The organism is Kitasatospora sp. NPDC048286, from assembly GCF_043201735.1.
GTDB lineage: Bacteria > Actinomycetota > Actinomycetes > Streptomycetales > Streptomycetaceae > Kitasatospora.
Genome location: NZ_JBICZE010000003.1, coordinates 477,640 through 497,702, shown reverse-complemented (window position 1 = coordinate 497,702; position 20,063 = coordinate 477,640). Strand labels below are relative to the sequence as shown.

The 20,063-nt window shown below is 75.4% G+C and carries 3 protein-coding genes; 2 read left to right on the top strand and 1 reads right to left on the bottom strand.

The genetic code is table 11. The features are described 5' to 3' along the window. Positions 1 to 84 precede the first annotated feature (84 nt). Both ACGF13_RS09490 and ACGF13_RS09485 read left to right on the top strand, forming a co-directional pair. On the top strand, positions 85 to 17,094 hold the full coding sequence (locus ACGF13_RS09490; protein WP_392871001.1) for an SDR family NAD(P)-dependent oxidoreductase: 17,010 nt from the start codon (positions 85 to 87) through the stop codon (positions 17,092 to 17,094). Positions 17,095 to 17,248: 154 nt separating this feature from the next. After that, entirely contained in the window at positions 17,249 to 17,605 is a 357-nt protein-coding gene (locus ACGF13_RS09485; protein ID WP_392870999.1) for a nuclear transport factor 2 family protein, read from the top strand. Here ACGF13_RS09485 and ACGF13_RS09480 read toward each other — a convergent pair. After that, on the bottom strand, positions 17,592 to 19,799 hold the full coding sequence (locus tag ACGF13_RS09480) for a BTAD domain-containing putative transcriptional regulator (protein WP_392870997.1): 2,208 nt from the start codon (positions 19,797 to 19,799) through the stop codon (positions 17,592 to 17,594). The two genes, ACGF13_RS09485 and ACGF13_RS09480, sit on opposite strands and share 14 nt — an antisense overlap. Positions 19,800 to 20,063: the final 264 nt, after the last annotated feature.

Below are 20,063 nucleotides of genomic sequence, written 5' to 3'. Positions count from 1 at the left end.
GCTCGGCGACGGACTTCCTGAACCCGGAACCCCGCACCCCTCGCATGGCGAATTTCCAGGATGACGAAGGAAAGAGCTGTTCAGATGACGACACGGCACGACGGGCACGAGGACGGTCATGACGAATCGGTGGCGATCGTCGGGGTGTCCTGCCGGTTACCCGGGGCGACCGGGGCGGCGGAATTCTGGAATCTCCTGCGGGACGGCCGCAATGCGATAACCGAGGTCCCGCAGGACCGGCGGGACGGCATTTCGGATTCGGTCAGGTTCGACGGCGGCACGCGTTTCGGTGCTTTCCTCGACGGGATCGGGGACTTCGACGCCGCGTTCTTCGGCGTCTCCGCCCGGGAAGCGGCGGCGATGGACCCGCAGCAGCGCCTGGTGCTGGAGCTGGCGTGGACGGCGCTGGAGGACGCCGGGATCGTCCCGGCCGCCCTGGCCGGCTCCGCGGCCTCGGTGTTCGTGGGCTCGCTCCGCGACGACTACGCCGGCCTCGTGCTGAGCGGCGGCGACGGAGCGATCTCCCGGCACACCAACACCGGCGTGCACCGGGGGGTCATCGCCAACCGGGTCTCCTACGCCCTGGACCTGCGCGGCCCCAGCGTCGTGGTGGACACGGCGCAGTCGTCGTCGCTGGTCGCGGTCCACCTGGCCGCCCAGAGCGTGCGGTCGGGCGAGTCGCCGATCGCCATCGCGGCGGGCGTGAACCTCAACCTCCTCGCCGAAGGGGCGCTGGGCGCGCAGCGGTTCGGCGGCCTGTCCCCGGACGGCCACAGCTACGTCTTCGACGCCCGGGCCAACGGCTACGTCCGCGGCGAGGGCGCCGTGGCCCTGGTCCTGAAGCCGCTGCGCGCGGCCCTGGCCGACGGGGACGACGTCTACGCCGTGCTGCGCGGCAGCGCGGTCAACAACGACGGCGCCACTCCGGGCCTGACCGTGCCCAGCCCGCAGGCCCAGGAGCGGGTCGTCCGGGCCGCGCTGCGGCGCGCCGGCGTCGCTCCGGAGCAGGTGCAGTACGTCGAACTCCACGGCACCGGCACCCCGGTGGGCGACCCCGTCGAGGCGGCCGCGCTGGGTGCGGTCTTCGCCGGGCGGCGGGCCGACGGGGCCGCCGACCCGCTGCTGGTGGGTTCGGTCAAGACCAACATCGGGCACCTGGAAGGCGCCGCCGGCATCACCGGCCTGCTCAAGGCGGTGCTCAGCATCCGCAACCGCCGCCTGCCCGCGAGCCTGAACTTCGCGACGCCCAACCCGGCCATCCCCTTCGACGAGCTCGGGCTGCGGGTCGCCGCGGAGCCGTCCGACTGGCCGCACCCGGGCCGCCCCCTGATCGCCGGCGTCTCCTCGTTCGGCATGGGCGGCACCAACGCCCACGTGGTCCTGAGCGAGCCGCCGGCCGAGGCCCGTACCGACGACGCCGCACCGGCGGCGCAGGCCGCGCCGGTCGCGGTGCCGGTGCCCGTCTCGGCCCGCACCCCGGCCGCGCTGCGGGCGCACGCCGCCCTGCTGAGCGCGTCCGGACTCGCCCCGCAGGACCTCGGCTTCTCACTGGCGACCACCCGGACGGCGTTCCGGCACCGGGCCGTCGTGCTCGCCGCGGACGCCGAGGAGCTGCACGCCGGCCTGGACGCCCTCGTGCAGGGGCGCTCCGCCCCGCACCTGGTCACGACCGCGCAGCCCGGGCCCGGGGCGGCGGACAGCGCCGGGCTCCCCGACGACCGGACCGCGCTCCTGACCGCCCTCGCGACCGCGTTCGTGAACGGCGAGGACGTCGACTGGAGCCCCGCGTTCGCGGACGTCCGCGCCGGCCGGGTCCGGCTGCCCGGCTACCCGTTCCAGCGCGAGCGGTTCTGGACCGGCGAGCACCCCGCCCCCGCGGCGGCCGCCGCGGACTCCCTTGGCGCCGACCCCACCGCGCTGGTCAGGGCGCAGGTGGCCGAGGCCCTCGGGGCGGCCGTCCCGGACTCCGTGGAACTCGACACCAACTTCCGCGACCTCGGCTTCTCGTCACTGATGACGGTGGAGCTGATCGAGAACCTGTCCGCCGCCACCGGACGCCCGCTGCCCAGCGGTCTGCTGTTCGACTATCCGACGCCGCAGGAGCTGATCGGCTACTTCGCCGAGACCGGCGTCGGCCCCGGCCGCGCGGCGAGCCGAGGCCCGTCCGCGGCCGCGCCGTCCGCCCGGACCCGCGCCGCGGCCGGCGCCGACGAGGACGCGATCGCGATCGTCGGCATGGCCTGCCGTTTCCCGGGCGGGCTCGCCTCCCCCGAGGACCTGTGGCGCGTGGTCGCCGGCGAGCAGGACGTGTACGGCGACTTCCCGACCGACCGCGGCTGGCAGCCCGGTGAGGGGTACTCCCGGACCGGCGGGTTCCTCGACACCGCGGCCGAGTTCGACGCCGAGTTCTTCGGGATCTCCCCCCGGGAGGCGCTGGCCATGGACCCGCAGCAGCGGCTGCTGCTGCAGACCACCTGGGAGGCCCTGGAGCGGACCGGCATCGACCCGAAGTCCCTGCGGGGCAGCCGCACCGGCGTGTTCGTCGGCGGCACCTCCTCCGATTACGGCCCCCGGATGCACGAGGCGGGCGATGAGGTCAAGGGCTACGTGCTCACCGGCACCACGCCCAGCGTGCTGTCGGGCCGGATCGCCTACCAGTTCGGGTTCGTGGGCCCCACCCTCACCGTGGACACGGCCTGCTCCTCCTCGCTCGTCGCCCTGCACCTGGCGGTGCGCGCCCTGCGCAGCGGCGAGGCGTCGGCGGCGCTCGCCGGCGGCGTGACCGTGATGGCCACTCCCGGCATGTTCGAGGAGTTCTCCCGCCAGCACGGGCTGGCCGCCGACGGGCGGTGCAAGCCGTTCTCGGCCGACGCCGACGGCACCGGCTGGTCCGAGGGCGTGGGCATGCTGGTGCTGAAGCGGCTCTCGGACGCCCGGCGCGACGGCCACCCGGTGCTCGCGGTGATCCGGGGCACCGCGATCAACTCCGACGGCTCCTCCAACGGGCTGACCGCGCCCAGCGGCCTGTCCCAGCAGCGGCTGATCGGCGCCGCGCTGGCCGACGCCGGCCTGACCGGCGCCGACGTGGACCTGCTGGAGGCCCACGGCACCGGCACCTCGCTCGGCGACCCGATCGAGGCCGACGCGATCCTCGCCACCTACGGACAGGACCGCGATGTCCCGCTGTACCTGGGCTCGCTGAAGTCGAACATCGGCCACACCCAGGCCGCGGCCGGCGTCGCCGGCGTGATCAAGGCGGTCCAGGCCATGCGGCACGAGGTGCTGCCGCGGACCCTGCACGCCAACGTCCCGACCTCCCGCGTGGACTGGGAGTCGGGCCGGGTGGAACTGCTGACGCAGGCCCGCGAGTGGCGGCGCGCCGACCGGCCGATCCGCGCCGCGGTGTCCGCCTTCGGCATCAGCGGCACCAACGCCCACGTCGTCCTGGAGGAGGGCGAACGGACCCCGACCGCCCTGGTGTTCACCGGCCAAGGGGCGCAGCGCCCCGGCATGGGCCGCGAACTGCATGCGGGGTTCCCGGTGTTCGCGCGCGTCCTCGACGAGGTGTGCGCCGCGTTCGACGCCCACCTGGACCGGCCGTTGAAGGAGCTGATGTTCGACGAGGGGCCGGACGCCGCGGCCGCCCTCCACCAGACCCGTTACACCCAGCCGGCGCTGTTCGCCTTCGAGGTGGCGCTGGCCGCGCTGGCCGCCGACCAGGGGCTCGGCGCCGACCTGCTCGCCGGGCACTCCATCGGCGAACTCGCCGCCGCCTACGTGGCCGGGGTGTTCTCGCTGGAGGACGCGGCGAAGCTGGTGGCCGCCCGCGGCAGGCTGATGCAGCGGGCCCGTTCCGGCGGCGCGATGATCGCCGTGGAGGCCTCCGAGGCGGAGGTCGCCGGGACCCTGGTCGACGGGGTCGTGGTGGCCGCGGTGAACGGCCCGGTGTCGGTGGTGATCGCCGGCGACGCGGAGGCCGCCGAGACCGTCGCCGCCGGGTGGCGGGAGCACGGCCGCCGGGTCACCCGGCTGACCGTCAGCCACGCCTTCCACTCCCCCCACATGGACGAGGTGCTCGACGAGTTCCGGTCGGTGGCCGAGACCGTCGGCCACCGACCGCCGCGGATCCCCGTGATCTCCACCGTGACCGGGCGCCCGCTGCCCGCCGACCCCTCCGGGTACGCCGAGCACTGGGTCACCCAACTCCGCGGCACCGTGCGGTTCCACGACGCCGTGACCGCCCTGCGCGAGGCCGGCGCCGGCCTGTTCGCCGAGATCGGGCCGTCGGCCGCGCTCACCCCGCTGGTCAGGTCCGCCGGGGTGCGGCGGGCCGTCCCGCTGGGCCGGTCCGCCGGGTCCGAGGCGGACGTCCTCACCGCGGGCCTGGCCCGGCTCCGGGGCGAGGAGCCGACGCACCCGTTCCGCCGCGACCGCTACTGGCTGCCTCCGCGCGCGGCGCGCGGCGGCTCGGGGCACCCGCTGCTCGACTCGGTCGTGGAACTCGTCGACCGGGACGAGGTGGTGCTCGCCGGCACCGTCTCGGCGGCCGACCACCCGTGGCTCGCCGGCCACGTGGTCGACGGTGCGGTCCTGCTGCCTGGAACGGCGTTCCTGGAGCTGGCGCTGTTCGCCGGCGAGCGGGTGGGCCTTTCCGGGGTGGCGGACCTGACACTGGAGAGCCCGCTGGAGCTCCCCGCCGCCGGCTCCGTACAGCTCCAGGTCACCGTGCACGAGCGGCAGTTGGCGATCCACTCGCGGCGCGACGGCGAACCGGAGTGGACGCGGAACGCGTCCGGGCTGCTCGACGGCGGCGCGGCCGCGGAGCCGGACGCGGCGGATCGGCTGGAGTGGCCGCCCGCCGGCGACCCGCTACCCCTCGACGACGCGTACGAGCTGCTCGGCGAACGCGGCTACGCCTACGGCGGCGTGTTCCGCGGGCTGCGGGCGGTGTACCGCGACGGCGACACCGCGTACGCCGAAGTCCGCTTCCCGGACGGGCACTTCGCCGCGGACTCCGGCTTCCTGATGCACCCGGCCCTGGTGGACGCGGTGCTGCACCCGATCGTGCTGGGCCTGGTCGACGGCGGGGAGGGGACGCGCCTGCCGTTCGCGTGGAGCGGGGTGCGCCTGCACCCAGGCGCCACCGGCGGCACGGAGTTCCGCGCCCGGATCCGCCCGGCCGGCGGCGACACGTACGAGCTGCTGCTCGCCGACGCGACCGGGGAGCCGGTGGCCACCGTCGACGGCCTGGCCTTCCGGGCGTCGGCGCGCACCGACGCCGTCCCGATGTACGAACTGGCCTGGCAGCCCCCGGGCACCCCAGCGGCGGACGCCGACGGCCCGCTCCGGCCCACCGTGGTCGAGGTGGCCCCGGCCCACGACCCGGCGGCGGCGGCCGCCGCCGCCCTCGCCGCGGTCCGGGACTGGGCGGCCGCGAGCCACGACCGGGACGAGCGCCTGGTCCTCGTCACCCGGGACGCGGTCGCGGCCGCACCGGGGGACGCCGTGGCCGACCCGGCCGCCGCCGCGGTGTGGGGCCTGGCCCGCACTGCCCAGAGCGAGTACCCGGACCAGTTCGTCGTGCTGGACCTCGCCGGCACCGCCCCCGCCGCGGACGCCGTCGAGGCGGCCGTACGGACCGGGGAGCCGCAGCTCGCCGTCCGCGACGGCGCGCTCCTGGTGCCCCGGATCACCAGGGCCGCCCAGGCCCCCGCGGGCGCCGCGGCCGACGGGACCGGACTCGGCTGGAACCCCGGTGGCACGGTCCTGATCACCGGCGGCACCGGCGGGCTGGGCGCACTGATCGCCCGGCACCTCCACCACCGGCATGGGCTGCGGAACCTGCTGCTGGTCAGCCGCCGCGGCCCGGACGCGCCCGGCGCCGCCGCCCTGGCGGCCGAGCTGGACGGCGTGCGCATCGCCGCCGTCGACGTGACGGACCGGGCCGCGCTGGTCGCGCTGGTCGACGGCCTGCCGGCCGACGCACCCCTGACCGCGGTGGTCCACACCGCCGGGGTGCTCGACGACGCCACGATCCCGGCGCTGACCGAGCAGCGCGTCCGCACGGTCATGGCCGCCAAGGCCGACGCCGCCCGGCACCTGCACGAGCTCACCGCGGACCGGGAGCTGGACGCCTTCGTCCTGTTCTCCTCGATCTCCGGCCTGCTCGGCACCGCCGGCCAGGCCAACTACGCGGCCGCCAACACCTACCTGGACGCGCTGGCCGCGCACCGCCGCGCCCTCGGCCTGCCCGGAACCTCCCTGGCGTGGGGCCTGTGGGAGCAGGGCATGGGGCAGTCCCTGGGCGCCTCCGACCTGGGCCGCTGGACCCGGTCCGGCGTGGCGCCGCTCACCGCCGCGCAGGGGCTCGCCCTGTTCGACCGGGCCCTGTCGCGGGGGACGGCGGACACCACGGGCGCGACGGACACCACGGGCACGACCACCGCCCTGCACGTCCCGGCCGTCCTCCAGCCGTCGCTGCTGTCCGCCACCGACCCCGTACCGCCCCTGCTGGCCGCCCTGGTCCGGCGCCGCCGCAAGCCCGCCGGCACCGCCGCGGCGGCCGGACGCGTCGGGGGGACGCTGACGGCGAAGCAGGCCGAGGAGCTCGTCCGCACGACCACGGCCGCGGTGCTCGGCCTGCCCAACCCCGGCGCGCTCGACATGGGCAGGGCGTTCCGCGAGCAGGGCTTCGACTCCCTGGCCGGCGTCGACCTGCGCAACCGGCTGATCGCGGCCACCGGCCGGCGGCTCCCGGCCACCCTGGTCTTCGACCACCCCACCCCGCAGGCCCTCGCCGCGTTCCTCGCCCAGGACCCGGACGGCGGACCGGACGAACGGGCGGCCGGCGGCGCGCGGCGGCGCGCGAACCGCGGCCGGACCGACGAGCCGATCGCCATCGTCGGCATGGCCTGCCGCTTCCCCGGCGGCGTCCGCTCGGCCGACGACCTGTGGCAGCTGGTCCTGGACGGCCGGGACGCGATCTCCGAGTTCCCCGTCAACCGCGGCTGGGACCTGGACCGGCTGTACCACCCCGACCCGGACCACCTCGGCACCAGCTACACCAGGAGCGGCGGGTTCCTGCACGACGCGGACCTGTTCGACGCCGCGTTCTTCGACATGTCCCCCCGCGAGGCACTCGCCACCGACCCTCAGCAGCGACTGCTGCTGGAGACGGCGTGGGAGACCTTCGAGGACGCCGGCATCGACCCGACGGGCCTGCGCGGCAGCCGCACCGGTGTGTTCACCGGCGTGATGTACGACGACTACGCCTCGCGGCTCCCGGCCACCCCGCAGGAGGTGGAGGGCTTCCTGCTGGCCGGCAACACCTCCAGCGTGATCTCCGGGCGGCTGGCGTACAGCTACGGCCTGGAGGGCCCGGCGATCACCGTCGACACCGCGTGCTCGTCCTCGCTGGTCGCCCTGCACCTGGCCGCGAACGCGCTGCGCTCGGGCGAGGTGGACCTCGCGCTGGCGGGCGGCGTCACGGTCATGTCCGGGCCGGGCACCTTCGTCGAGTTCTCCCGGCAGAAGGGGCTGTCCGAGGACGGCCGGTGCAAGTCCTTCTCGGCCGACGCCGACGGCACCGGATGGTCGGAGGGCGTCGGCCTGCTGCTGGTGGAGCGCCTGTCCGACGCCCGCCGCAACGGGCACCGGGTGCTGGCGGTGCTGCGCGGTTCCGCGGTGAACTCCGACGGCGCCTCCAACGGCCTGACCGCCCCGAACGGGCCCTCGCAGGAACGGGTGATCCGTGCCGCCCTCGTCGACGCCGGCCTGAACGGCGCCGACGTCGACCTGGTCGAGGCGCACGGCACCGGCACCCGGCTCGGCGACCCGATCGAGGCCCAGGCCCTGCTGGCCACCTACGGGCAGGACCGCGAACAGCCCGTACGCCTGGGCTCGCTGAAGTCGAACATCGGGCACGCCCAGGCCGCCGCCGGCGTCGGCGGCGTGATCAAGATGGTCCAGGCGATGCGGCACGGCATCCAGCCCCGCACCCTGCACCTGGGCACGCCGTCGCCGCACGTGGACTGGTCCGCGGGCGCGGTCGAGCTGCTCGGCGAGCAGCAGGAGTGGCCGGCCCTCGGCCGCCCGCGGCGCGCCGCGGTGTCCGCGTTCGGCATCAGCGGCACCAACGCCCACGTGATCCTGGAGGAGGCCGGGCCGTCCCCGGCTCCCGCCCGGACCTCCGGGACCCGCCCGGGCGAGGAGCCCGGCGCCGCCGCGACGGTGCTGCCGCTGGTGCTGTCGGCCCGGACCGACCAGGCGCTGCGCACCCGGGCCGCGGAGCTGCGCGCCCACCTGGACGCGCGGCCGGAGCTCGGCCTCGCCGACGTCGCCGGCACGCTCGCCGGGCGGCGCGCCCTGCTGGAGCGGCGGGCCGTGGTCCTCGGCTCCGACCGGGAGTCCGTGCTGCGCGGCCTCGACGCCGTCGCGGCGGGCACCGCCGCGCCGGGCGTGGTCCAGGGGCACGGCACCGGCCGCGGCGCCACCGCCTTCCTGTTCACCGGACAGGGCGCCCAGCGGGCCGGGATGGGGCGCGAACTGTACGAGCGGTCCGACGTCTTCCGCGCCGCGCTCGACGAGGTGGCGTCCCACCTCGACCCGGTGCTCGACCGGCCGCTGACCGCCGTCCTGTTCGCCGAGCCCGACACCGCCGACGCGGCGCTGCTCGACCAGACCGCGTACACCCAGACCGCGCTGTTCGCGGTCGAGGTGGCGCTCCACCGGTTCGCCGAGCACCACGGCGTCACCGCCGACTACCTGCTCGGCCACTCGGTCGGCGAGGTGGCCGCGGCGCACGTGGCCGGCGTGTTCGACCTGCCCGACGCCTGCCGGCTGGTCGCCGCCCGGGGTGCCGCCATGCAGTCCGCCCGCGACGACGGTGCGATGGCCGCGCTGGAGGCCTCCGAGGAGGAGGTGCGCGAGTCGCTGGTTCCCGGCGCGGCGATCGCCGCGGTGAACGGCCCCCGGGCCGTGGTGGTGTCCGGCGACGAGGGCGCCGTGACCGCGCTGACCGCGCACTGGTCCGGCCTCGGCCGGCGGACCCGGCGGCTCTCGGTCAGCCACGCCTTCCACTCGCCCCACATGGACGGGGTGCTCGCCGGCTTCCGCGCCGCGCTGGACACCGTCGTCTTCCACGAGCCGCGGATCCCGGTCGTCTCGAACGTCACCGGCGAGATCGCCACCGCCGAACAGCTGGCCTCCCCGGACTACTGGGTGACCCATGTCCGGGAAGCCGTACGGTTCCTCGACGGGGTGCGCACCCTGCGCCGCGGCGGGGTCACCGAGTTCGTCGAGCTCGGCCCGGACGGCGCGCTGACCGCGATGGTCGGACAGGCCGTCGCGGACGAGGACGGGGACGCCGACCGCAGCATCGGCACCGCGGTGCCGATGCTGCGGTCCGGACGCGGGGACGTGGAGACGGCCTTCTCCGCGCTCGGCGCCCTGCAGCTGCGGGGCGTGCCGGTCGACTGGTCGGCGGTCCTTCCGGCGACCGGGCCCGTCCCGCTGCCGCGGTACCCGTTCCAGCACCGCCGGTACTGGCTGGAGACCCCGTCCTCGGAGCATCCGCTGCTGGACACCGCGGTCACCCTCGTCGACGGCGGCACCGTCCTGACCGGTGAGATCGGTGCGGGCGGCTGGATCGGCGACCACCGGATCCGCGGCGAGGTCCTGGTCCCCGGCACGACGCTGCTGGACATGGCGCTGCACGCCGGGTCCCGGGTGGACTGCCCGACGGTGGCCGAACTGACCCTCACCACCGCGCTGGCCGTACCGGACGGCGAGACGGTGACGGTCCAGGTCCGGGTCGAGGCCCCGGAGCCGGACGGCAGCCGCACGCTGCTGATCCACTCCCGCCCGCGGGCCGCCGGTGACCTCGCCGAGTGGACCCGGCACGCCCACGGCGTCCTCATCCCCGGGCGGCGGACGGCCCCGGCCGCCGCCGAACCCGTGGGCGAGGAGGCCGACCTGACCGGCGTGTACGAGCGGCTCGACGGGCACGGCTACCGGTACGGCCCGGCGTTCCGGGGCCTGCGGTCGGTGCGCCACACCGGCGAGGACCGCTTCGTCGAGGTGGAGCTGCCGCAGCGCCACCGGAGCGAGGCGGCCCGCTACGGCGTGCACCCGGCCCTGCTCGACGCGGTGCTGCACGTGCTGCTCCCCGGCGTCGTCGACCCCGCCGCCCCGGCGGTCCTGCCGTTCTCCTGGACGGGGGTCACCCGGTACGCGACCGGCGCGACGGCCCTGACCGCGCGGGTCACGGTCCGCGGCGGCACGACCGGCCTGGCGGTCCACGACCGCGACGGCCGGGCGGTGCTGACGGTCGACGAGCTGGCGCTGCTGCCGGTCGGTGGCAGCCACGCGCCGGCGGGCCTGCACACCGTGTTCTGGCGGGACGCCCCCGCCCCCGCAGCCGGCCTCGAACCGGCCGTCCTGCACCGGGTGGCGGCCGTGGCCGACGGCCCGGAACAGGACATCCCGACGAGGGCGAAGGCCCTGGTGCACTCCGTCCTCGGCGAACTCCGGGCGGTCCTCGCCGAGGACGACGGGCGCCGCCACGCCTTCGTGATCACCCCGGACCTGGCGCACGCCGCGATCCGCGGCCTGGTGCGCAGTGCCCAGGCGGAGAACCCGGGCCGGCTGGTGCTCGTCGAGGCCGACGAAACCGCCGTCGCGGCGCAGGTGGAGACCGCGCTGCGGACACCCGAGCCGGAACTGGCGCTCCGGGACGGCCGGATCCTGGTGCCGAGGCTGGCCCGCCCGGCCGGCACCGCGGCGGACGCCCCGGCCGACACCGCGGCCCTGACCGCGGGCCCGGTGCTGATCACCGGCGCGACCGGCACCCTCGGCACCGTCCTGGCCCGGCACCTCGTCGTCCGGCACGGGGTTCGGCGCCTGGTGCTGCTCAGCCGCCGCGGCGAGGCCGCGCCCGGCGCGGCGGACCTGCGGGACGAACTGGCCGGCCTCGGCGCCGAGGTGAGCCTGGTGGCCGCCGACGTGACCGACCGGCAGGCCCTGGAGCGGGTGTTCGCCGCCCACGCGCCGACCATGGTGGTGCACACCGCGGGAGTCGTCGCCGACTCCACGATCGCCGGGCTGACCGCCGAGCAGATCGACGCGGTGCTCAGCCCGAAGGTGGACGCGGCCTGGCACCTGCACGAACTGGCCGGGGACCGGCCGCTGTTCCTGTACTCCTCGGTCGCCGGGCTGCTCGGCACCGCGGGCCAGGCGAACTACGCGGCGGCCAACACCTTCCTGGACGCCCTCGCCGAGCACCGCCGCGCCCTGGGCCGTCCCGCGGTCTCGCTGGCCTGGGGCCTGTGGGCGCAGACCAGCACCATCTCCAAGGGGCTGACCGACCCCGACGTCCGGCGGCTGGCCCGCTCGGGCCTGCGTCCGCTGGACACCGCGGAGGGGCTGGGCCTGTTCGACGCCTCCCTCGGCGCGGCCGCCGGCGACGGTGCCGCGGTGCTCGCCCTGACCCGGTTCGACCGCTCCGCGCTCCGCGGCCGCACCGACCTCCCCGGGGTGCTGCGTGACCTGGCCGGACCGGCCGCGGCCACCCCGGCGGCCGTACCGGACGGCGAATCCGGCCTGCCCGGTGCGCAGACGCCCGGGGTCGGCGGCGCCGACCTGCGGGAGATCGTCCGCGACCAGATCGCCGCGGTGCTCGGCCACGCCGACCCGGCCGAGGTCGAGGAGGAACGTTCGTTCAGCGAACTCGGCTTCGACTCGCTCACGGCCGTCGAGCTGCGCAACCGGCTCGGCACCGCGACCGGCCACCGGCTGTCCGCGACCGTGGTGTTCGACCATCCCACCCCGGCCGCGCTGACCGAGCACCTGCTCGCTCTCGCCGCGGCCGGGGAGCGGCCGCTGCCCCCGGCGGCCGCGAGCCGGCCGGCGACGGACGGGAACCTCGACGAGCCGATCGCGATCGTCGGCATGGCCTGCCGGTACCCGGGCGGGGTCGCCTCGCCGCAGGACCTGTGGCAGCTGGTCGCCGACGGCCGGGACGCCACCTCGGAGTTCCCGGTGAACCGCGGCTGGCCGGCCGGGCTGTACCACCCCGACCCGGACCACCCGGGCACCTCCACCACCCGCCGGGGCGGGTTCCTGCACGACGCGGACCGCTTCGACGCCGAGTTCTTCGGCCTGTCGCCGCGGGAGGCGCTCGCCGTGGACCCGCAGCAGCGGCAGCTGCTGGAGACCACCTGGGAGGCCGTGGAGCAGGCCGGGCTGGACCCGCAGTCCCTGCGCGGCAGCCGGACCGGCGTGTTCGTCGGGGTCATGTACAGCGACTACGGCTCCCGGCCGGACCTGCCGCCGGAGGGCGTGCAGGGCTACCTGTACAGCGGCAGCGCCGGCAGCATCGCCTCCGGCCGGCTGGCCTACACGTTCGGGTTCGAGGGACCGACCCTCACCGTGGACACGGCGTGCTCGTCGTCGCTGGTCGCGGTGCACCTGGCAGCGAGTGCGCTGCGCCGCGGCGAGTGCGGACTCGCGGTGGCGGGCGGCGCGACCGTGATGGCCACGCCGACGCCGTTCGTGGAGTTCTCCCGGCTGCGCGGGCTGTCCCACGACGGCCGGTGCAGGTCCTTCTCCGACGACGCCGACGGCACCGGATGGTCCGAGGGCTCCGGCATGCTGGTGCTGGAGCGGCTGTCGGACGCCCGGCGCAACGGGCACCGGGTGCTCGCCGTGCTGCGCGGCTCGGCGGTGAACTCCGACGGCGCCTCGAACGGGCTGACGGCTCCCAACGGTCCCGCCCAGGAACGGGTGATCCGCGCCGCGCTCGACTCGGCCGGCCTGGCCCCGGCCGACGTCGGCCTCGTCGAGGCGCACGGCACCGGGACCAGGCTGGGCGACCCGATCGAGGCCGAAGCCGTGATCGCCACCTACGGACGCGACCGGGAGCAGCCGCTGCTGCTGGGGTCCCTGAAGTCGAACCTCGGGCACACCCAGGCGGCGGCCGGCGTCGGCGGGATCATCAAGGTCGTGCAGGCCATGCGGCACGGGATCGCCCCGGCCACCCTGCACGTCGGCACCCCGTCCCGGCACGTCGACTGGTCCGGGAGCGGCGTCGAGCTGCTGACGGAGGCCCGCCCGTGGCCGCGCGGGGCCCAGCCCCGCCGGGCCGGCGTGTCCTCCTTCGGGTTCGGCGGCACCAACGCCCATGTGATCGTCGAGGAGGCCGAGACCGTCCCGGCCCTGGTCTCCGCGATACCGGCCGGCCCCGCGCCGGCCCCGGTCCCGTGGGTGCTGTCCGCCCGGACCGAGCAGGCGCTGGCCGAGCAGGCGCACCGGGTCGCGGACCTGTCCACCGCGGACGAGGCGTACACCCTGGCCACCCGCGCCGCCCTGCCGTACCGGATCGCGGCGGCCGGCCCGGCGGCACTGCGGGACGCCGTACCGGTCCGGGCGGCGGGCGGCCGACTGGCCTTCGCGTTCACCGGACAGGGCGCGCAGCGGATCGGCATGGGCCTCGAACTGGCCGCCGCGCACCCGGCGTTCGCCTCGGCCTTCGACGAGGTCTGCGCCCACTTCGACGCCTCACTGCGGGCCACGGTCCGGGCGGCGATCGCCGACGGGGACGGCCTGGACGAGACCGGCACGGCACAGCCCGCGCTGTTCGCCGTGGAGGTCGCGCTGTTCCGCCTGGCGGAGTCGTGGGGGGTCCGGCCCGACGTGGTGCTCGGCCACTCGGTCGGCGAGCTGGCCGCCGCGTACGTCGCGGGCGTGTTGTCGCTGCCCGACGCGGCCCGGCTGGTCGCCGCCCGCGGCGCCCTGATGCAGGCCCTGCCCCGCGGCGGCGCGATGGTCGCCGTCGAGGCGGCCGCCACCGAACTGGACGGCACGAAGCTGCCCGCCGGGGTGGCGGTCGCCGCGGTCAACGGCCCCGCCTCGCTGGTGCTGTCGGGCGCGCAGGAGCCGCTGCTGGCCTTCGTCGAGGAGCGGTTCGCCGGCCGGCGGACCAAGCGGCTGTCCGTCAGCCACGCCTTCCACTCCCCGCTGATGGAGCCGATGCTGACCGGGTTCCGGGAGGTGGCCCGGGAGCTCACGTACCACGCCCCGGTGATCCCCGCGATCTCCACGGTCACCGGTCGGTCCGCCGGGGAGTGGACCGACCCCGAGTACTGGGTGAACCAGGTGCGGGCCACCGTCCGGTTCCACGAGGCGGTGGAGACCGCCCGGGACGAGGGCGTGCGCACGGTGCTGGAGGTCGGCCCCGACGCGGTGCTCACCGGCATGATCGCCGCCGGTTTCCCCGCCGACGAGCCGGACGCCCCGGTCGCCGTACCGCTGCGGCGGCACGGCCGGCCCGAGGCGGACGGCGTCGCGGGCGCGCTCGGCACCCTGTTCACCCGGGGCGTCGGGATCGACTGGAGCGCGGTGTTCCCCGGTGCCGGACCGGCCGACGTGCCCACGTACGCCTTCCAGCGCAAGCGGTTCTGGCTCGCCCCGACCGGCCGGACCGATGTGGCCGGCGCCGGGCTGCGCTCCGCGGAGCACCCGCTGCTGGGTGCGGCGGTCGACCTCGCCGCGGGCGCCACCGGCGAGGGCGGCGCCACCGTGTCGACGGGCCGGCTGACCCTGGCGGGGCAGCCGTGGCTCGCCGACCACCGGGTGCGGGGCGTCGTACTGGTCCCCGGCACGGCGCTGGTGGAACTGGCCGCATCGGCGGGCGACCTCGCGGAGTTCACCGTCACCGAACCGGTCGTGGTGCCGGAGTCCGGCGCCCTCGTCCTCCAGCTGGTGGTCGACGGCGGCGACGTCACACTCTGGTCCCGGAGCGGGGACGCCGGTCCGGACGGCCCCGGGTGGACCCGGCACGCCGTCGGCACCCTGGCGCCGGAGACGTCCGGGACCGTCCCGGAGGCCGAGCCCTGGCCGGACGGGACCACGGAGATCGACCTGACCGGGCTGTACGAGCGGGTGGCGGAGCACGGGTACGCGTACGGCCCCGCCTTCCGGGGGCTGCGGGCGCTGCACCGGCACGGCGAGGAGCTGTTCGCCGAGGTCGTCGCCCCGGCGGAACCGGCCCTGCCGACCGCGGGGTTCGCCGTGCACCCGGCGCTGCTGGACGCGGTCCTGCACGCGCTGCTGCCCGGCGTCGCCGACGACGACCGGCCGGCCGCCCTGCCGTTCGCCTGGAGCGGGGTGCGGTTCCACGCGGCCGCGGGGGCCGACGGTGCGGTTCTGCGGGCCCGGATCACGCCCACGGGTCCGGACACGGTGCGCCTGCTGGTCTGCGGCGAGGACGGCCGGGTCCTGGCCGAGGTCGACGAGTTGGTGCTGCGTCCGCTCAGCGGCCTCCCGGCCCCCGTGGCCGGCGAGAACCTGCTGTACACCCCCGTCTGGCGCCGGCCGGACGCGTCCGGTTCGGCGGCCGACGGCACCGGGCACACGGTGGTGCAGGCCGAGGCCGGCCCGGGTGACCTGCCCCAGCGGGCCCACCACGCCGTCCATCACACCCTCGGTGTGCTGCGCGACTGGCTGGACCGCGACACCGGCGGACGGCTCGCCGTGGTGGTCGGCTCCGACCTGGCCCACGCCGGCGTCCGGGGCCTGGTCCTCAGTGCCGCGACCGAACACCCCGGCCGGTTCCTGCTGGTGGACCATCCGGACTGGGACGGCTCGGGCGACGTCCGGGACGCCGTACGGGAACTCCTGACCGCGGCCGGGGACCTGGACGAGCAGCAGGTCCGGGTCCGGGACGGGGAGTTCCTCGTCCCGCGGCTGGCCCGGTACCGGCGGTCGGCGGACGCCCGGCCGGAGGAGGCGGAGCCCACGGCGGGGGCGCACGCCCAGGCCGGTACGGCGCTCCCCTGGCGCGAGGGCACCGTGATGATCACCGGCGCGAGCGGTGCGCTGGGCACGGAGCTGGCCCGGCACCTGGTGGCGGAGCACGGCGCCCGTTCGCTGCTGCTGGTCAGCCGGAGCGGGACGGCCCCGGAGATCGCGGGTGCCGGCGACGGCGTCGAGATCACCGCGGCGGCCTGCGACGTCGCCGACCGCGCGGCACTGGCCGCACTCGTCGCCCGCCACCGGCCCGTGGCCTTCGTGCACGCCGCCGGGGCGCTGGACGACGGCACGCTGGACGGGCTGACGCCCGAACAGGTCGACGCTGTGCTGCGGCCCAAGATCGACGCCGCCTGGCATCTGCACGAGGAGGCCGGTGATCGGCCCCTGGTGCTGTACTCCTCGATCGCCGGGCTGCTCGGCACCGCCGGGCAGGCGAACTACGCGGCGGGGAACACCTTCCTGGACGCCCTGGCCGAGTACCGCACCTCCCGCGGCCTGCCGACGGTCTCGCTGGCCTGGGGACTGTGGGAGACCGGGATGGGCGACGGGCTGTCGGGGGCGGACCTGAGGCGGATCCTCGCGCTCGGGCTGCGTCCGGTCGCGGTGCCGGAGGCGCTGGCCGCCTTCGACGCCGCCACCGCGGAACTCACCGGCCCGGCGGCCGACGGCGCCCGGAACGCGGTGTTCGCGGTGACCGGCGTCGACCGGGCCGCCCTCGGCGCTGCCCCGAACCCGCCCTCAGTCCTCCGGGATCTCGTGCCCCGGCCCGCACCGGCCGCCGCCACGCGCGGCGGAGCGGCCCGGCCGGCGGCGCAGCACTCGACGGACATTCCGTGGGACCGGCCGGGGGCCGCGCTCGAACTGGTCCGCCGTGAGGTCGCGGCCGCCCTCGGGCACGACGGAGTGTCGGCGATCGCCTCCGACGCGCCGTTCACGGACCTCGGATTCGACTCGCTGACGGCGGTGGAACTGCGCAACCGGCTGACGGCACTCACCGGCGAACGCCTGCCGACCACGCTGGTGTTCGACCATCCGACGCCGGCCCTGCTGGCCGAGCGGCTGCGCGCCGTCGTGGCGGCCCGTCAGGCCGCGCCGCTCCTAGACCGGCTGGAGGCGCTGATCGGTGACGGACGGCTCGGCCCGGACGAGCTGGACCGGCTCCGGCAGCTCGTCGGCGGCGCTCCGGCGGCCGGCGACGGCCGCGACGACCGGCTCGAGGAGGAGCTCAGGGACCTGGAGGACGCGGATGACGAGGACCTGTTCGCCATGGTCGACGACCTCGGGTGACCCGTCCCGTCCGGGGCCGTTGACCGGCTGACCCGCCGGTCAGGGCTCCGCTCCGGTCGGCCGGAAGGTGGCTATTCCGCCGCCTTCCGGCCGACCGGAGCAATTCCGCCGAACGACCCAATCAATCACACATCCACTGCTAAGGTGCTGACTCATGGACAGGAATGGCGTCGACCAGCTGGTCGGGAAATACATCGGGATCTGGAACGAATCCGACGGCCGGATCCGGCGGGAATTGATCGAAGAGGTATTCACCCCGAACGCGACGTACACCGATCCGAACATCGTGGCCCACAGCGCGGCGGCCATCGGCGACTACCTCGCCATGGCGCAGCGCAACTTCACAGGAATGCTCTTCACCCTCGGCCCGGTCCTGACCCATCACGACGCCGTCCATTTCTCCTGGCAGGTCGGCCCCGCGGGGGGCGCACCCGTGGTGAGCGGATTCGACGTCGCCACCTTCGAGGGCGGCCGGATCAACCGGCTGTACGGATTCTTCAAGGGCTACTGACCCATTCGTCGGGCGCGTGGTCGCCGGGAAAGGAATTCGTCCCGACGACCAGCGGAAGCGCCCGCAGCAGACGCGCCCGCTTCGCCGAAGCGGAACCGGGATCGCCGAAGATGCGGTGGAAGGTCCGCCAGGTCGACTCGGAGATGCAGTCCCCGATGGTCGCGATCAGGTTCTCGAAGAGCTGGCCGACGGCGTCGACCGACAGGGGCTCCAACAGGATCCGCGTACTGTTCAGCCGGCCCAGCCCCCACTGCGGGAACCTGCGGTGGAAGTCCTCGTTGGCGCAGGCCACGATCAGCAGCCTGCCGGACTGGCTGCCCGCGCCGAGGCCGTCGAAGAAGGCGAGGGTGGCCTCGTCGGCGAGGTGCAGGTCATCCACCGCGATGACGACCGGGTGCTTGCGGGCGAGCGCGTGCACGAGGGCCTCCGCCTCGTGCACGTCGCTCGCCGCTTCCGGGCGGATCGGACCGGCCGCCTCGGGCGGGCGGATCGGACCGGCCGCCTCGGGCGGGCGGATCGGACCGGCCTCGCGGTGGAGCGACCGCAGCGGCTCGACGAACGCCGACGGGTCGATGCTCACCGACCTCCTCACTCGGTACTTCACGATGAGCGGAGCCGTCCGGGCCTTCTCCTCCAGCAACTGGCAGAACTCCATCAGGAGGCGGCTCTTCCCCGTCCCGTGGTCGCCGAGGACGGTCACCAGGTGTGGAAGGCTGCGCTGCTCGACCCGCTCGAAGGTCCGCTGCAGGATCTCCATCTCGTGGTCCCGGTCGATGAACGGCTTGGTCTCGACCGGGTATTCCACCGAGCGCGCCTCGGCGACCCAGTACGGCAGTTTGCCGGCCGCCATGGTCAGGTACGACACCTGGTCGAGGGTCAGCGACCTGGTGCGGTCGGACACCCAGATCATGCCGACCGGCACCTGCGGGAAGATCTCCCAACACTGGTCCAGCAGCGTGCCGTTGGCCGAGACCCGGCTCCGGCGGGGCGCCGGGTCGAAGTGCCGCTGGAGGTCGCCGGTCGCCACCATGGCCCGGATGGTGAGCCCGTGCCGGTTCTCGTCCGACACGTCGAGACTGTCCCGCAGCAGCAGGGCGAGCTGGGTCGCCCGTGCCGCGCCCTTCCGCGGGTCGTCCAGGTCGAAGAGGGCGATCGTCGCGGAGCCCACGGAGGCCACGACCTCTCCCCCGCTGCACTCCACGCCCGCCCTGACCAGGGTGTGGATGCCGTCGAGGAGCTCATCGACGCCGACGGGGTGCCCCGTCCCCGCCCCGGATCCGACGTGGGTCCGGACGATCATCACCGTCACCTCGCGCCGGTGCGACCGCGTCTGGGAGGACGCCTGGTCCCCCGGCCGGCCCGATACATCCAGCAGGCCGTACACGAGCCCGTCCTCGTCGGCGGGTTCGTACGGCGCGGGCCGGACACCCGCGTCGACCACCACCGGCCCGCCGGCCGGCTCGGGTTCCTCCCCGGCGGCCTCGGCCCGGGAGAGCTCGTTCAGCGTCGAATCGTGCGACAGGATGCGCCGCTGCAGGTCCCGCAGCCACGGACCGGGCTCCAGGCCGAGCCGGTCGACGAGGTCGGTGTGCGTGCGGTGGTAGACGTCGAGCGCCTCGGTCTGGCGGCCGGACCGGTACAGGGCCAGCATCAGCAGCCCGCGGGCCCGTTCGCGCAGCGGTTCCGCCTCCACCATCTTCTCGATGCCGCTGATCACTTCACGGTGGTGGCCGCAGTCCAGTTTGGCTTCGAAGTACAGTTCCTGGGCGTCGATCCGCGCGTTCTCGACGATGTTCGACTCCGGCCAGACGATCCCGGCCTCCGCGAGATCCGCCAGGACGTCCCCACGCCACAGGTCCAGTGCGTCCCGCAGGATCGCGGCCGCCTCCGCCGGGAACCCGTTGGCCATCTTCTTGCGCCCGAGCTCCAGCTGCCGGGCGAAAACGTGCACGTCGACCGTGTCCTCGTCGATGTGGAGCAGGTAACCGGGCGACCGCGTGATCAGCGCCGGATGCGGCTCGCGCTCCTGGAGCGACCGCAGGACCGACCTGAGCGACCACACCGAATTCTGGAGGATCTTCCTCGCCGTGATGGGCGGCTCACCGTCCGGCCACAGGGAATCCACTAATCGACTGGCCGCGACCGCCTGATTTGATTCGAGCAGCAGACGCCCCAGCAGCGCACGCTGTTTCACTCCCCCCAGAACGACTCTTTCGCCGTCCCGAACGACCTCCAACGGGCCGAGCACGCGAAACTGAATCATGATTACCCCCAAGTACTCATGACCGAGAAAAGTCACGCCAAAAACACAACGCCCACGGTCGGAAAATAGTTCCGAACCGCACCCCACAGGGCCACCGACCGTGGCCTGACACGCTTATCCGCGCAGCGCCGCGGGACCCGATCGCCATCGTGAGCCCACCGACCCCACCCCCCGCGTGGACCCATATATAATCAG